The following is a 16,127-nucleotide window of genomic DNA, read 5'->3' as shown; positions in this document are numbered from 1 at the left end:
CTCACACTCCCGTCCGGATGCGTTCCTGCCTTTGGCGTTCGTAGGTCCGTTCCTCTTCGGTCGCCGTGGAGCTGTCGAACGCTTCCTCGATTTCCTTATAAACCGGATGAATGCGAATCGCCGCCGTCCGGCCGTAAATGTCTTGGAACAGCGCCGTTCCCCGATCTAAACTGTTCAGGTACTCCGCATTGGCCGGAGTGTCCGGCAGATTGAAGTAACGCAACATTTCCAGCGATTCATCATATTTCTTGAGCGCAAACGAGAACTTCATCCCCATATTGGCCACGTCCTCGTCATAGTCACTGGCGTTTTGCGTCCCTTTCATTAAAGTTGTGTTGTAATGCCGCCCCATACGCGTAATAAAGTCGAGTTGGGCCTTGCCTTCTGCGGATCGCTCTACCGTTTTCGCCTCATCCTGCACCACTATTTTATGAATGTGCCGGTCCTGATTGAACATGTACTGCTTCGTAAAGGCCGCAATCGAAATCAGGATCGCTTCGGAAATCTTTTCAATCGGCCGAATTTTGCCCCGGTCCTTATCGTTTTTCGGGAGCTGCAAGTTTTGCACCATCAGCACTTGCAGCGGCTTGCTCACTTCCAGGACGCGATAGCGCTGCCCCTTTTCGCCAAACAGCAGACGCGAGATTTGCAGACGCCCCAACGTCTCCAGCGTTTCGATCAGCTCCATGCAGGATTCGCGGCGGCGCTCCGTCGTCTCTTGAGGCAAACGTGCTTTCAAATAATCCCGCAGTCCGCCCAAGCACGGGTCGTCTTGCTCTCCCTCATGCTCGATGGCTTCGGAGAGCTGCGTAAAGCCAACATCCCCCAGGTGCTTGTCGCACAGGAACGAGAGAATGTCCATTGCAATATCTTTGGCCTCGGAAGTCGAAACGCTTGTCCGGAACGGATCAAGGCAACCCGCATCGCGCTCGTCGGCTCCTAGTGTCCACACCGATATAAATTCCGGAGGAATAAACGGCAACCCCTCGGCCCAACGTTTCCGGTCGCCCTTCGGGTCTACAATCAGCGCAAGCGATCCGCTCAAGACGGACAAGTATGCGAACAGGTTGATCAAGAACGATTTGCCTTTACCGGTCATTCCGGCAATCATGACAGCTAATGAATCGACAACGTTTTGGACGCCTTCAAATGCTTTTGCGGCCAAGTCCGGCTTGATGAATACCGGCCGGTTGAGTTTAAGCGTTTGGCCGAGATAGAATCCGCGGTTGTCTCCTATATTCGTCGTGGCCGCGAACATCATTCCCGCGAGCTTCGTCGGCTCAACATATTGCAAATAGTCAGCATTGTAGCGCGGCGAAGTTGGAATGAACTCCATAAAATACGAAATCATTTCCCCATATGGCGACAGCAAGTGCATGCCGAATTGGTTCATCTCGCGTTTCAATTCGTCTACCCGGACACGCAGCTCGTCGGGGTCTTTGGCCGTCACTTTGAAAACAAACGAGCAGACATACGCCGGATAGCCTGTTTCTTGGAACCGCGCCTCCATCTGAATTGCGCCGCTCTCCGACTTGGATACCTTCAGGTCAACTTCACTGCCGCCCTTGGCCGCTTCTATTCGCTGATCTTCATAGGCCAAGCGCACATCAGAGAGTTGCTTAATAATCTGATCGTTACGCATGAAGCTTGCTTTAATCGACACCGATACCGGGAAGCGCAGCCTGTTTTGCAAATGAAGCATCCATTCTGATCCCGGATGCAAGCTGCGCGGGCTGATTTTATCGGCAACCAGGTATTGCACATAATTTTCTTCGATCTCTTCCCCAACCATCTTATAAAGCTTGAGCGTCTTTTGGTCGTACTCCTCGATTTCCGCATTTTGCAGTTCGTAGAACGCTTTGGAATTACCGCGCCGTGCCTCATGAACCCGGCCGCTATCCTCGATCCCGTTTACGTCCATACCGGTTTCATATCCTTTTCGCAGCCGGGTATCGTTATGTGTGACGCTAAAGTTCTGTTCGATTAAAAAAACCGTTTCTTCCTTCGTCAGCGCCCGTACGAGCGACGACATCGATTGGCCGAGCGTTTCCCTTAAGCCATCGGCCTGCCGCCTCCATTGCTCAATATCCCGTTTGAGGATGTCATTCGGTTCCAGGCCCACAGCTCGGTAAACGGGAGAAGTAAATCCGGCAACCAAGTCTTTTAGCGTTGTCACCGCTGCCAAACCCAAATTGCCGATTTTGCGCATTTCGTTTTTCCTCGGATCGAGCTGCACCCCAATATAGGAATGATATTCGTTGGTTTCTCGGGACGAACGCTGCGCGGCGAGCGTTCGTTTCAGACTTTGAAAATAACGAATCCTGTTTTCTTTTAGCGCATAGTCCTTGCGGCCGATCTCCTCTATCGTCTCGTCAATGATCCCGGAAACGTCTGTCAGTGACGGTATCATCAGGAAATGCAGGTCGTGTACATTTTCAACGTAGAAAGAGAGCTGCCGATTGTACGGATGGATCTTCTGCATCGTGTCTCGAAAATCGTAGCCGAACCCTTCCACTTGATAATAGGCCCATACGCTGCCGTCCCTGCCAAACGCCAAATTGCCTTCAATATGACGCACCGGAAAGTCCGTAAATACCTTCATGCACATTCACCCGCCTTTCAATCGTCTACTGTAAAGTAGCCTCGAAATTGATAGCTCGGATTGGGCTTTTTCTTGGCGACGGGAAAGTCCTTGGCGGCCAATTGGCCGCCGAACCCATATGACTTGGATTGCTCCAGCTCCTTGCCTTTGTAGTAGGTCACGCGTTTTCCTTTACGCCAGTGGTAAGCAGCAGCGCTTTTTAGAAATTTGATCGGAGGCCGATTCTCCGTCCCTACATCCATAAGCAGATACGTTGCTGCAAACGGCAAAGCAAACAGGATCGATTCCGGAAGCAGCCGCAAGGGGAAATTCAGAACCGGAATCCAATACCACACGAACTCAATTGCAGAAAACGACAACCAGTATAAAACGGCCTTAATTTTAATCTCTCGGCCAAACTTCAAGCCCGCAAACTGATACAGCCTGCGTTCAAACTTCAAAAAATCGTTTAAAGCCCACAGTTCTTTTCGCTGTTGTTCCATCGCTGGCCCTCCTTCACTTTTTCAGGCCGATCTTCTCGGTGAAGAACTCGGAAATGTTGCCAAGTATCGTCGGATTTTTGACGACGGCATACCCAATGATCAAAATGACAAGTGTACCAACCGCCCCGATGAAATGTCGCCGGAACGCCAGGACAACAATGAAAATAATGCCGCCAAACAGAATAAGATACCCGCCTTGCTCGGAAGCCCAATCCAGTAGTCCCTTGAAGTCCATAGCCGATCCCTCCTATTTTTCGTCCATTTTGGTTACGATATATCGGCCTTCCTTTTCGGTTACGGTCAGCCGGTAGTTGGTCATAAAACGATCTTTGGAAACCGGGTCTTCGTAGGTTACGCTGCACAGCACGATATACGTTCGCGTAACCGGCGTTGCCGTTGCCGCGCCAGTCACTTCACCGGACACAGGGGAGGCCGCTGTTCCGGCTTGCTGCGATCCGTTCGCTTCCGTTTCCTTCGGAGCAGCGTCGGCCGGTTTTGTCTGACTCTCGCCCGATTGATAAATCTCGGTCGACGTAACACTGACAAAATGTAAGGCTCCATTTAACCCGTTTTGATGCTCCGGATCAGACAACAAATAGCCTAGCTTGTCCTTCGGATCGGCGGCAAAGGAGCTAAAAAACGTAGTCAGGAAATTGCGGATGTTTTCTTTGATTTCATACGGTTCATCCGCGGCTCGCAACCCCTTGGCCCGATCATCTGCCTCCATCGTCGTTTGCCGATCAATGTACGTGAATTTCGGCAAGTCGTAGATGCCGTAATTTTTGTCGTAACCAACCGGCACGACAAAAAATTTGCTGACTTCTTTTGGCTCGTATTGAATCGTCTTCGTTGGAGGCTGCGCCGTGTTTTCCGGTGGGGGAGTTTGTCCGTCTTGGGCCGTACCCCCATTTGCAGCATCCGTTCCGGACGGTGGCGACGCCGGGGGCTGCTCAACTTCTTTCGGCAGACCAAGCTTATAGAACACTTCCAAGGTCACATACGCCCGGTTCGGCCCCATTTCTTTAATGTGCTTGATTTCGGCCTTCAGGAAGGTCGAAGTTGTTTTCAGGCCGGAAGTTTGTAGTCCAGCTTGCGGATCAAGCCCTTTCGCCAGAAACGGAGTCAGACGCTTTTTCCGGTCTTGAGTCGCCTCGTCGCCAGGCTTCCACGTAAAATACTCCTTGGCAAAATTTTCGGCATATTGGACGGCCGTCGTTGTCGTGGCCGGGTTTAGCGTCAGCTCGGCTCCTTCATTTCGCGTTTGGGCGTCTGCCGGATCGTTCGGTTGAATGGCCGAGAAAAACACAACCAGGAACATAAAGGCAAAGGCGAGCCAAAATGCGGCAGCTCCAATTTTCCGCGTCATATAGCCGCGCGGCCGGTAAGCCCGCCGCTTCTCGGGCTTCTCCTTACGCATCCAACTTTTGAATTGTCGAAGGATCGCTCCTTTTTCCCGCTGCGGCGCATCAGACGCCGCTTTCAGTTTGGCTAAACTTTTAGGCATACTGCTGCTCCTTTCTCGCAGGAATGCCGGTTGTATCCAGCGCATTTCGCACGTAAACGCGGGCTACATACGGCTCCCCGTTTTTCTCAATGGTCTTCCGTGCTAAAAATACCTCGCCGGTCGCTAGCGTCTTGATTTCGTCCGGATGCGCCCGGAACCGCTGCACACTACGAACCGTCCCCATTTCCGATTCCATCCGAAGCTTGACGGCTGTTTTCTGGACTTGCTTTGTAATGTCACCGTCCTCATAGGTGCCGAACGTGGCGGCAAGCGTGGACGCATCCTCACTTTCGTTGACGCGACCGACGAAATACGTATTACAGTTGTTGATGATCTGCCGCGTCAACACCGGATCAACGGCGTCGATGTCAGATAAGCCCTGCACCGATATAAGACATTCAAACCCAGCCGACCGGCTCTTGTTGATCACGTCTACAACCTCATGGGAGACATAGGCCGAAAATTCGTCATAGACGGACATGATCGACTTTTTGCCTTCCTTCTGCCGGTAATCGACAAGCGTGTTCACTTCGGATATAACAAGCCGCCCGAGTGTCTTGATATAGTCCCGGTACTTGTTCCCGGATAGCGAGAAAATAGCAACCTCGTCCCGATCCGTAATTTCTTTCAAGTCAATTCCTTCGCCGGTTTCCTCGAACAATGGCCCAAGATCACTTTCCATCAGTTCTGCGAGCTGATTGCGCAAACTGGTGAGCGTCCCGAACGGAATACCCGTGCTTTCCTCTTCGTCGTCTATGCCAAAAAAACGCTCACGGTAATATTCCACTCTGGCCCGCCGCGCCTCGTCCCAAACCAATCGACGCGCGGCCGCAGGTTCTTCCTGTTCTGTTTCTTCTTCCATACCGGTAAATAAAGCGCTTGCTTTGGCCGGTTGCACATGAACGGTATCGCGCGGCGGCTCCCCTTCTTCCTCCGATTCGGAAACAGGCTCCTCCTGCAACGATTCTTCCGCCAATGGATCTCCTTCACGCACATATTCCGCTTCCGGCTCCATATCGAGAGCGACTGATACAGGCGCCGGTTCTAAACCCTCAAATAATGAGGCAGCCGATTCCCGCACGTTCGTTGGCGCTACATTTGGTTCCCCAACGGTCTGCCCTTGTAGCAAAGCATCGATTTCCTCTAATGACAAAGCTGTTTTCGGCTCTTGTTCATGCTCTTCCAAAATCGGCTTCGCATTTGGTACGTCTTCAATCGCCGTCACTTCTGCTGTTGTTACTTCATGTTCATCTTCGTATGTGATATTGGGTTCGTCGTGATGGGGGACGGCTTTTTCATTGCCTTCGTCAGTTACGAAAACTTCCGTTTTGGCCAATTCTAATTGCCGGTTCAACACAGCCGCAACCTTAGATGGATAGGTGAGGTCATACAAATTTTTTAGATCGATCGTCAAATCAAATTCTTTCATCATTTTGAGAACAAGCTGCAAAAATCGGGAGCAATTGAGCTTGTAGTACGGCTCGGACCATTCAAACAAATTCATAATTTTGTCCCGGAGCTGCGTCGCGGAACCATGTCGCAAAAAGTTAAAACTAATCTCGTCCACATCCGTAAACATATGGACGCGCTTGCCGTACCGTTCGCAAAGTTCCTTAAACTCCAACATCGATGCCCGTTCGCCCTTGCCGTCCATAAATACAACCGGCTTGTCCTGGCGTATAGCATTTTCAACCATCGTCCCGATAATGACGGTCTTCCCGCCTCCGGTCGTCGCTACCGCAAACACATGCTGATTCGGCTCATGAGGCTCTAGCGCAACGCGCTCTTGAAACTCGTCGTAGCCGATAAAATTTTCTTTCGAGTTCGATTTCCGGAATTTGAGCTGCGCCTTCTGCACCAATTTAAACCGCTTGGCCCGGAAATACCGATAGCTTCCCGAAGAGCGTTTTTTCCGCAGCGCATCGTATTTCGTTTTCACAATTTTGCTTCGGTAATAGTCAATAAACGGGTGCGCTGCCCCTGCCAAAAGATTGCCGAAAATGAAGGCGGACGCATAGCTAAAACTGGTTATCCGGAAAGGTTCGTTCCCATGTAAATACAAATACTGTTCGGCCGCTTCCGTGAGAATGGGTATGTTCAGAATCGACAAAAAGCCCAGGATCGACGCCCACTCCCCTGCGCCGTGTAGCACAAATAGACCGATGCAGCTCACCGGCATGATCGCGTACAATATCCAAGGTTTCTTTATTACGAACACAAACAGGCCATAAAGTACCGCCGCCATAAGCACGGCTGGAAGCCCCACAATAAGCAGGACGAATGCCAGTGCCGCTATGACGATATAGCCAACCGTTGTTGCACCTTCGCTCTCCCGTTGTTGGGGAAGCAATAATTCCTCCTCGCTCCGACGAGCCATTGGTTCACTCTCCCACAACCTCCGCAGGTAGCGACCGTACTTGAATCTGCTGAAACACGTTTTTTCCGGATTGAGTTTGCGCCGGGCGTCCGACAGATCGCCATTCCTGCGCCACATGCTCAATCGCTCGTTTGAGGGCATTCCCTATCGTTTGGTTCGGGACAAAATACCACACATCGGTATACTTTCCTGCAACCAGCTCGGCTGCATAGCGATGCATCTTTTTTTGCAAACGGCCGTTCGATTTGGTATGCAATTCGGCCTCGACTGCAATCATAAACCCCGGAAGCAGCAGCACTACATCAGGCAATGTATCCCGAATTTTGTTCCATTTTTGAAGCATTTCCTGCTTGCCCTCGGTATCTTCCAGCAGCTCAAAACGGTATTCCCGCTCGGTCTTGTAATCAAAACCTTCAGCCTTCACCGACGCCTTCAGATGCAGGATAAGATCATTGATGATGAGGTCGTGTTCGGCCGTGTACAATGACGTATCGTTCGCAACCGTAACCGGATAGTCCAAGTAATCCCTCGCCTCACGTTTCGGAAAGTACACATTCAGACGCAGCGTTAATTTCTTCTTCCACACAAGTCCCGCCGCTTCCAATTTCCGAAGTCGCCTGTATACGTTGTGTAGCGAAGTTTCACCGGTGTACCGCAAAATTTGTTGAGACGTAACAATTCCCTGCTTCAACACAAAACGTAAAATCTCAAGGTCTTTCTCCTTGAAATCCGAGTATTTCGTTAACATGAAACGACTCCCTCCATGCTACCGTTTCTAGCGTCACACCACGCTCCCCGCTATCAATATCAAAGCTCCGAAGCCCGCTCACATCCGTCCGTGTGCCTCCTGGGAACCCGCTGCTCAAGGTACAACTAGACTTGCAACTAACTATGCAACAAAAATCGTCAGCGGAAAGCCGCTATTCTTCATTTGATCTCCCTTCAGAATACATCCTGAATCAGCCTACAAACTTCCCCGATCAGCTCCCCACAGCATCATTGATTAGGCATTCAAACTTTGATCACGGTATGCGACAGCATACCAACCATCTTCCCTAAACAGCTCACAATGATTGGCATCCATGAAATTGCCCACAGGGTTATTCTTCCTCGAACAACTTTCAAGGTTTTGACTTTGCTTCTCTGAATTACCCACAAAGATTTTGCTTTTGATCTTGATTTTGATCTTATCTTTCGACTTTGAACTTAAATCCCTTTCTCCCCCGAATCCCTCCTTCCTCACATATCCTGTATCCTCTCCTGCATTTAAAAAGTCTCTCCCCTCACCCAAAGTATCTGCGTTCTGGTACCGCTCGTTTTCCCGACCCCAGCCTCGGACGTTGTGAGGGTGGGGTCGGGAAATGCCTTCGAGCGGTACCAGAACGCCTGCACGCAGCAACAGCAAGGGTTTTCCCAGCAGAAGAATAACAACTAAAACCATACACCATGTACATGCTAGTTAACGCCTTAGTTAGACACTCATGGTCTAGGAGAGTTAACAGAGAGGATATACGCGGAGTATATCACTACCGTACACAGGATGGAATAAATTAGGGGGAAAATGGATAATATCTCCTAGTCAGGTTAGGAGGAAATAACTGACAGAAAACAGCAGTCCCAGAAAAAAAGCGGCCTCCCGCGCCTCCGCTGGGGCTACGTCCCCCAACCCTAGAACCATACAATATCGCGACCCAAAAGAAAGAGAATCAATCAACCAGGCGGACCCCAAGACGAAACCAAGAAAGAAAGCCCTCCACGAATACGATCCCCCGGAGAGCGCGGCAGAATCCCACCCGCCACCCCAACTAGGGTAAGTGTGTTGGAATCGGGTACATTTTTAACCGGTGTTATAACTGGCACTTCTGGAGCCGGTTCGGGACTTGAAACCAGTCTTAACGTAGTTGCCGCTCCGCGCCCTTTACCATGTACCTCCACGGTAATTCTGCCGGACTCCACCATCAGGGCGACAACTGCCTGATAAGTAGATAGCGACATGCCGAAATAAGACGCAAGCTTGCGCTGCGCATCCGTAATAGACCGATCCGGAAGCTGCTGCAAAACACGCTCCACATCTTCGGCCCACTCGCTATAATGACTCGTTTTTCGTTCGCCTCTTGGCTTGGCCGTCTCCCATACTTCATAGGAAAATGGTACGCCGGAAAGGTAGGTGATCCACTCCCCGGTAGGCCCGGCCGGAGCATCCCCCTTGTAGGCGCTCTTAACAAGTGGGCACCAATAAAAAAGTCCGCACTAATGAATCCTGGTCGTCCAATCGTCCCCTCCGCGATCAGATGGCGGTATGCGCGAATGCGCGGATCATAACGACGATTCTGCATCACGGCATGTGTCTTCCGGTTTTGCTCTGCTTGATGAACAATATCTTTGCAGTCCAGCATCGATTCTGCCAGAGGTTTTTCGGAAAAAACATGGCACCCCAGTTCAAGCGCAGTTGTGCTGACCTTGTGATGGCTCGACGGTATCGTCACATCAAAAACCAGGTTCGCTTGGGTAGCCGTGACAGCCTGCTGAATATCCGTGAATATCGGACAGGATAGGCCTTTTCGTTCCGCCATGGCTGCGGCAAACTCTTCCTTAAGGTCAACCAGTCCAACGATTTCTGCATCTTCCCTGCCCATGGCATAATCAATCCATGTATTGGCCATGCCTCCACAGCCAGCTACAATGATCCGGTGTTGTACTGCCATTACTTCAGCCCCCTCTCCAGCCCTGTCATTCAAACCGGATTCGGGACAAAATCACCGCCCCGGCAGCGTTTTAAATAATTTAGCGCATGTACCTGTCCCGTCATTTCAAGCTCACCTCTGTAAACCGGATCATGCCAGCCTTCGATATCAATCGTTCCCTGATACCCATGCTGCCTTAGGATAGTGATAATATCCGTCCAATTGGTGTCGCCAAAGCCGGGTGTCCGGTGCCACACATAAGGCTGGTTTCCGTGAATCCCATGTTCTTTTATCATGTCCCAGGCAATCGTGGCATCCTTGCCATGTACATGAAACACCTTGGACACCCATTTGCGAAGCTGCGGGATCGGGTCGATTAAGCTGACCATTTGGTGACATGGCTCCCATTCGAGACCGATGTTATCCTCAGGAACGGCATTAAACATCAGCTCCCAGGCTGCCGGGCTATTCGCAATATTCCAATCCCCCGTCTCCCAAGTACCGCCCATATCACAATTTTCAAAAGCGATCCGGACTCCCTTATCCGCCGCGCGCTTCGTTAATTCACCGAAAACCTCTTTAAATTTGGGGATCGACTCGTCGATCGGGCGGCCTGGCAGTCTTCCTGTGAAACCGGATACAAGATTCGTCCCGAACAGGCGGGCATGATCGATAAGGCGCTCCCAAGTGGCAAGGGTATCAGCATTATCCCCCTCACCTGTCAGCGGGTTGCCGAACACACTGATTGCGGATATCACAACATCATGCTTGTCTGCAAGCTCACGCACTTTTCGGGCCATTTCACCCAAGTCTGTCTCGCCTGAGGATTACCAGAACGTGAGATTAAAGGATTCAAAACCATGCTTTACGATCTGTGGAATGATCTTTACAGCATCATGTCCACCCACCAGCGTCCCAATGCGCAATGTATGCTCCAATCTTGTTTATCACTCCTATATTGGCTTATAGTATTCGTAACACCACCATTATAACGGGCATGTTTCCCGTTTTCTCTACTCAATCTTGTGTAATAATAGTCCGATTTTGTAGGGGGAGTATGTTATGACCTATCCAAAGGAGCTGTGGGAGGACACGGTTCTTGAGCTTGCAGAATATCCGTTTCAGCTTTTTCAGAATCGTTGTGCTTCCGCAAAAGCAGGGGATTGTATCCTGTATTTGCACTGGCATGAGCATTTTGAATTTCTCGTGATGCAAACCGGCAGTGCTGTTTTCCACATCGACAGCCGACCCTATGTCGTTCAGCAAGGCGATATCATCCTCATTCCTGCCGGCAGTCTCCATGTCGGTTATTCACTCGTTGACGGGGATGTAAATTATGATTGTATTGTGCTCAATGCTTCGCTGTTTAACGAATGGTTGTCGGATTCGGTTCACACGCAGTATGTCGCTCCTTATTTGGAGGGCAGATTTCATCTTCCCGTCAAGCCGGCGGACCAGGACGATACCTGCAAACCTTATTACGTTCTTTTGGATGAGATTATTCAGGAATTATCCGTAAAAGCCCCAGCTTACCAGCTCGTGGTCAAATCCAAGCTTCACCTTTTCCTCACGTTGATGTCGCGCAGCTTTATGCCGCGGCAGTTTGCGGAACAAGGTGGAACAGCTTATTTTCCCAACCGGGAGCGCTTTAAGCAATTGATCCGGCGAATGGAATCCAACTGTGCGGATAAAGTGACCGTTGAACAGGCAGCCAAGGAGGTAAGCCTGAATCCCTATTACTTCTGCAAGATGTTCAAACGCCTGACCGGCCGAACCTTTGTCGATTATGTCAATATGTCCCGGATGAAAGAGGCCAAACGTCTCCTCATGGAAAGCAATGATTCGATTACCGAGATCGCGGCCCTTGTGGGCTGTGAGAATCCGAATTATTTTACGAGGATCTATAAAAAGTATATGGGGATGACGCCCTCCCAAACGAGGAAAAGACATGACTGAAATAATTTAAAGTGGACGCAACCGTGCGGAACGTATTCAGCTGGCGTATTTCCATCTTACTCTCCTCCTTTAACTTTCAATATTTACACTCTAAATATATGGTTTCATATTGAAAGGAGCAATAATACGATGGATTTATGAGATTTTTGATTTGGGTATCCTACCCGGTTATATTAGGAGGACACCAGAACTTACTGGTCGACCTCCAGCCTGCTTCCATCCCCACCATACAACAAACAGGATCCATCGGTGCAGTTGCAATGGCTTTTAAGCTACGTATTGCGTTGTACGGTAGATAGGGAAACAAGAACCGGTCCGGCGAAAGCGGAAGCCTCATCCCCTTTCGGATTATGGAGGCGGAACAGAAATGCATCTCCTGCTTCTGATGTCCACACCAGATAATCGCTGATTCCTTTTTCTCCGGAAACTTGGAGATAGAGTTTCGCGGAACCCAGAGGATGTTCAACCAATTCGCCGCTATAATCAGACACCTCACCTACTCGACTCAATTCTTCCTTGCCCGCAGCTTTAAGCTTTGCCAAATCATAATCGGAAGGCAACGGTTCAATGTCTACATAGTAATCCGGATTGCTGCTTAACGATAAGCGGCTCGCATCTGCATCCAATACAAATTTCTCAAATACATACAAAGAAAATCCTTTACCCTGCTGTAGAACCGCCTGCAATGACTGATTTCCCTCAGCCGTCATCATTTCAAAGCTCTTGGTTTCTGGGCGAGTTGTTTCTACGGATGGCTTCTGCTCGGATGAAGGATGCGAAACCGTTTCAGCTTCTGGGGTAGCGGAAGGATCGGTTTCGCTTGTACAAGCGGTAAGAATAATAACCATAACAACAATTGGTGCTTTTATCCAATTATAATATCTACTTTTCAATAGGATCGCTCCTTTCGAACAAGGGTCTATATACTATATGATCAGCAAACCGGCATCCACCACTCATGATAATGATTACCCATAAAGAGATGGAACCTAAAAAACAAGAAAACCCGGACAAGCTTTTGGCTTGCCCGGGCACACAATGGCCCTACTCCTCTCCAGCAGGCAAAGGAATAGGAACTTCAGTAGAAAGGGGAACTCCAAAATCCGGCGTTCCATCCTCCTTCCATCCAAACCTCTGAATCCGCATGCTTCGCGGTGTTCCGGATGAACGGTCCTGTTCGGACTCGGAATAGGAATAGGCGTGATAGGCTATCCAATCTTCCGAGCCGTCCGTCGAAACGGTGAAGCTATTATGCCCAGGTGCGTATACGCCCTGTCCGGGATTTTTGGCGAATACGGGACCGTCATGCTTCGTCCATGCCGTGGCATCCAATAAATCTTCCGAATCCTGAATCGTCGCCATCCCAAGACAGTAATCATCGGACCAAGTGGCGCTGGCGGAAAATATAAGAAATATCCGCCCGTTGCGCCGCAAGAACACAGGCCCCTCATTAATTGCCATCCCGCCCTGCTTCTCCCAAGGTTCTGTGGGGGCCGTAATCAGAATATTCGGTCCGGTCAAGGTCCATGGATTGACCATACGTGCGGCATAAATCGCTGAACCATAATCCGGGAAACGTCCATATCCGGCATAGAAGAAATACCATTCACCATGATGCTGCAACACCGTTCCGTCGAGGCCGGAAAATTCCGTATTGACGGCCCCCTTAAAGATCCACGGATCCTGCATGGGGTCATCACCCGCTAGTTGAAGGACGCATACTTTTCGTGTATCATCGCCGGCGCCATCGTCGGCAGTATAATAGATGTACCAGCATCCATCAATAAAGTGCAGCTCCGGCGCCCATAAACGATACGAATACGGGTCATCCGGCTCCGGCATCCATATGGTTGTCGGCTTTGCATTAGCCAAGCCCGTCAATGTCCGGCTCCGCCAAAGATCAATGCGGTCACGCAATGTAACGGACATATAATAGAACCCATCCGTATGCTGTATAACCCAAGGATCAGCCCCCCTGGCAAACATCGGATTATGGAAAGTTTGCTGCGACATGTTACTCCTCCTTTTTGGTATGTTTATTCACGGATGATCTCGAGCAGATCTTCTGATCACTTTTCGTCTATTTGATGGGTGAGACCGTAATCGGCGAGAACAACCAGCCTTTCGATGCCGTGCGCAATCCAACACGTCCTGTCAGGAAAGCATTGGGATCGGTCCAGGTTAACAACGGTTTTTTCGAGTCACCGATAAATACGCTGATGACAGCGCCTTCAAGCTGTACCCGGATGTTTAGGGCCTTGTTATTTTCAAGCTCCAGGAGCTCCGATGCCACCTCTTCGTTTACCTCGTAATCGATCCTGTTCAGTCTCACAAACCCGTTATTGAAGGAGAGTTCATAACCCATAAACGAATCCGCTACCTGATCTTTGAAATCGGATTCATTGGATGTTCTAAGCAGGAGAGCTGCTTTCGACGGCGCCTCTTCCGTATGAGTCATTTGAAAATTCACTTCATAATCGCTCCAGCCCGGATCTCCGCCGAACAGCTTGCCTTCCCGATCTTGTGAAAGAAGCGTTATTTGTTCCCCACTCAAATCCCAATTTCCGAATTGAGCCGTGAATTCGACGGTTTGCCGGGATGGTGCAGGGACTGTTTTGCTCACTTCGATGTACCGGATGGACACTTCTCCCTTTTCTTTTGACAAGGATATCCATTGGGGCCCTTCGCCGAGATGGAATGATGCCAACGGAATCTTCGACCACTCCGACTCATTCGAGAAATCTTCTGCCTTTAACTTGATCTCTGTGCCCTTTCCTCCTGCATGAACCGACATCTTGCCTCCCGCGCTATCTTTTGCCACCATAGCCGAGATCAGGTAAGTGCCTTCTTCCTTGACATAAACAGGAAAGGACAGTTCCGAGTCATTCTTTGTGAGGGTTACCGAGTAGCTTCCATCCGGTGTATTCTCATCATTCATGGAAAATGCCTGCCCCTCATCCTCGCCCGGAATACCGTGAATGGCCTCCATCGTTCCCGGAAGCGGGTGAAGAACCTTATGGTCACTGCTGCCTCTCGCTTCGTTCGAAAAGGCCGTGTAGCTCAAAGTCGGTTTCAGAGCCGTTGACCAGCGGTAACCGATTGCACCGGCTTCCCCTTTCATTTGCTCGTCGCTCAGCAGAAGCAGTCCATCCCAATAAACCCATGTCCCCGCTTGATCCGATTCTACCCGCAGGGTATGATGCTTGGTCAGATCCATTCCTTTTGGCAAATCCCCGGTGTGGACGACCCGTTCTTTTCCTTGGTCCGCTTCAAATAAAGATAACGTTTTTGTTTCCATATCCACCCGAATACCGCGGAATTGATCTGTACCATGATAAGAAAACAGCGCCTCAAACGTGCGAGGACCCGAAGTCGTCTGATCCTCCCGGTCGGAGATTACCGCATTAAACTCAGTTGTAAATTTGCTTCCAGTGCTAGCTTTGGATATCCATGTCTCTTTATTTTGCTGCGTTTCTTGATGTTCCCAATGGTCTTCACGTGGCACCCCCGCTACATAGTCATAAAAAGCAGGACGTTCGGGCGCTTGTACTGGCATTCCATACGTCGGGCCGGCAACGGACATCTTATCTCCATTAAAAAGCAGCCGATCTATATTCATCATCCGAACCGGCGGGCCTTCAGCCGATCTGCCGATCAGATTGTGATACACGATATAATAGGAGTCCATATCCGGTCCCATCACGGTTGAACTGTGCCCTAAGCCGTTAAAGTCCTCTTTCGTCGATATGAGGATCGGGTTATTTTCCGGTATCGTATAGATTCCGTTTGGCGAGTCGTGAGCAACCGCATAATTGACGCGGTATCCGCGACTGAAGACATGGTTGCCTGTATAGGTTATAAAATAACGGCCCTGACGCTTAAGAATCATGGACCCCTCAGTCCAATGTCCTAATGACGTATTCAGCTTGTCTCCAGGACCGATGGTGTAAGGATCCTCCATGAGGCTTGCCATGATACCGCCGGATGCAGCGTTCGTAAAATACCATTTCGCATCGTCATCAATAAACACGGATCCGTCGATGCTTAATCCCAAATTGTCGGTTTGCACTTTAAACGGCCCCGTCGGATTATCGCTTCTCAGGACATAATGCCCATTGCCGGCGGGAGAAGTGTACATATAAAAGGATCCGTTCCAGTAAACGACCTCCGGTGCATAGGCTCCTTCCGTCAGTGGATCTTCCGTTACCAGCCCCTCATATTGCCAGTGGATAAGATCCTCCGAGCTCCACGACTTAATTCCAACCCGCCTATCCTTCGTACTGCAGTACAGATAATACTTCCCGTTGAATCTCAGTACAAAGGGATCGCCTATCCCATAGTCCTCCCATACCTGATCCAGTTTCATCGGATTTTGGTAGGTTTGTTTCATTGCAATCTCTCCTCCGGATGTCTGCTCGTTTCCGTTCTTATCTCTTAAAGCAAAGACTGTTGCTGCCACCACAACGCCGGCCGCTACCAGCGCAATCCCTGCGTGTCTCCATGTTTTGCGATTTTGCTTCAT

Annotated in this window: 13 protein-coding genes; 1 reads left to right on the top strand and 12 read right to left on the bottom strand. The window is 50.0% G+C overall.

The window, feature by feature from the left end:
* Position 1: 1 nt before the first annotated feature.
* The 9 genes from PCH05_RS24520 to PCH05_RS24485 all read right to left on the bottom strand — a co-directional run bounded on the left by PCH05_RS24520 (position 2) and on the right by PCH05_RS24485 (position 10,449).
* Positions 2-2,602 carry an ATP-binding protein gene (locus tag PCH05_RS24520; protein ID WP_127606886.1) on the bottom strand — a complete coding sequence of 867 codons (2,601 nt, stop codon included), beginning with the start codon at positions 2,600-2,602 and terminating at the stop codon, positions 2-4.
* Between the two features lie 17 nt (positions 2,603-2,619).
* Positions 2,620-3,084 carry a hypothetical protein gene (locus PCH05_RS24515; protein ID WP_127606884.1) on the bottom strand — a complete coding sequence of 155 codons (465 nt, stop codon included), beginning with the start codon at positions 3,082-3,084 and terminating at the stop codon, positions 2,620-2,622.
* 13 nt (positions 3,085-3,097) lie between these two features.
* Complete coding sequence (locus PCH05_RS24510; RefSeq protein ID WP_094050836.1) at positions 3,098-3,319, bottom strand: hypothetical protein; 222 nt, start codon at positions 3,317-3,319, stop codon at positions 3,098-3,100.
* A gap of 12 nt (positions 3,320-3,331) precedes the next feature.
* Positions 3,332-4,588 carry a conjugal transfer protein gene (locus PCH05_RS24505; protein WP_164766788.1) on the bottom strand — a complete coding sequence of 419 codons (1,257 nt, stop codon included), beginning with the start codon at positions 4,586-4,588 and terminating at the stop codon, positions 3,332-3,334.
* A complete protein-coding gene (locus tag PCH05_RS24500) occupies positions 4,581-6,965 on the bottom strand; it encodes a TraM recognition domain-containing protein (protein ID WP_164766787.1) in 2,385 nt (794 codons plus the stop codon). The genes PCH05_RS24505 and PCH05_RS24500 overlap by 8 nt, the downstream gene beginning before the upstream one ends.
* A gap of 4 nt (positions 6,966-6,969) precedes the next feature.
* Complete coding sequence (locus PCH05_RS27435; protein ID WP_164766786.1) at positions 6,970-7,713, bottom strand: hypothetical protein; 744 nt, start codon at positions 7,711-7,713, stop codon at positions 6,970-6,972.
* Positions 7,714-7,968: 255 nt separating this feature from the next.
* Positions 7,969-8,406: a hypothetical protein gene (locus PCH05_RS24495; protein WP_127606878.1), complete on the bottom strand. Its 438-nt coding sequence runs from the start codon at positions 8,404-8,406 to the stop codon at positions 7,969-7,971.
* 517 nt (positions 8,407-8,923) lie between these two features.
* Positions 8,924-9,670 carry a Gfo/Idh/MocA family protein gene (locus PCH05_RS24490; protein ID WP_127606875.1) on the bottom strand — a complete coding sequence of 249 codons (747 nt, stop codon included), beginning with the start codon at positions 9,668-9,670 and terminating at the stop codon, positions 8,924-8,926.
* Between the two features lie 29 nt (positions 9,671-9,699).
* Positions 9,700-10,449, bottom strand: coding sequence for a sugar phosphate isomerase/epimerase family protein (locus PCH05_RS24485; protein WP_246049938.1), 750 nt, complete (start codon positions 10,447-10,449; stop codon positions 9,700-9,702).
* Positions 10,450-10,711: 262 nt separating this feature from the next.
* Here PCH05_RS24485 and PCH05_RS24480 point away from each other — a divergent pair, with 262 nt between their 5' ends.
* Positions 10,712-11,605: an AraC family transcriptional regulator gene (locus tag PCH05_RS24480; protein ID WP_127606873.1), complete on the top strand. Its 894-nt coding sequence runs from the start codon at positions 10,712-10,714 to the stop codon at positions 11,603-11,605.
* A 272-nt stretch (positions 11,606-11,877) separates the two neighbouring features.
* Here the strand turns inward: PCH05_RS24480 and PCH05_RS24475 are convergent, their stop codons facing one another.
* The 3 genes from PCH05_RS24475 to PCH05_RS24465 all read right to left on the bottom strand — a co-directional run bounded on the left by PCH05_RS24475 (position 11,878) and on the right by PCH05_RS24465 (position 16,127).
* A complete protein-coding gene (locus tag PCH05_RS24475) occupies positions 11,878-12,498 on the bottom strand; it encodes a DUF8580 domain-containing lipoprotein (RefSeq protein WP_127606871.1) in 621 nt (206 codons plus the stop codon).
* Between the two features lie 151 nt (positions 12,499-12,649).
* The gene (locus tag PCH05_RS24470; RefSeq protein WP_127606869.1) at positions 12,650-13,618 is read right to left on the bottom strand and encodes a glycoside hydrolase family 43 protein; all 969 of its coding nucleotides are present in this window, start codon (positions 13,616-13,618) and stop codon (positions 12,650-12,652) included.
* A gap of 67 nt (positions 13,619-13,685) precedes the next feature.
* The gene (locus PCH05_RS24465; RefSeq protein ID WP_127606867.1) at positions 13,686-16,127 is read right to left on the bottom strand and encodes a family 43 glycosylhydrolase; all 2,442 of its coding nucleotides are present in this window, start codon (positions 16,125-16,127) and stop codon (positions 13,686-13,688) included.

It is taken from the genome of Paenibacillus chibensis, from assembly GCF_004001045.1.
Taxonomy (GTDB): Bacteria; Bacillota; Bacilli; order Paenibacillales; family Paenibacillaceae; genus Paenibacillus_AQ; species Paenibacillus_AQ chibensis.
Note: the sequence above shows the minus strand (reverse complement) of the source record. Positions and strands in the feature narration are given on the sequence as shown.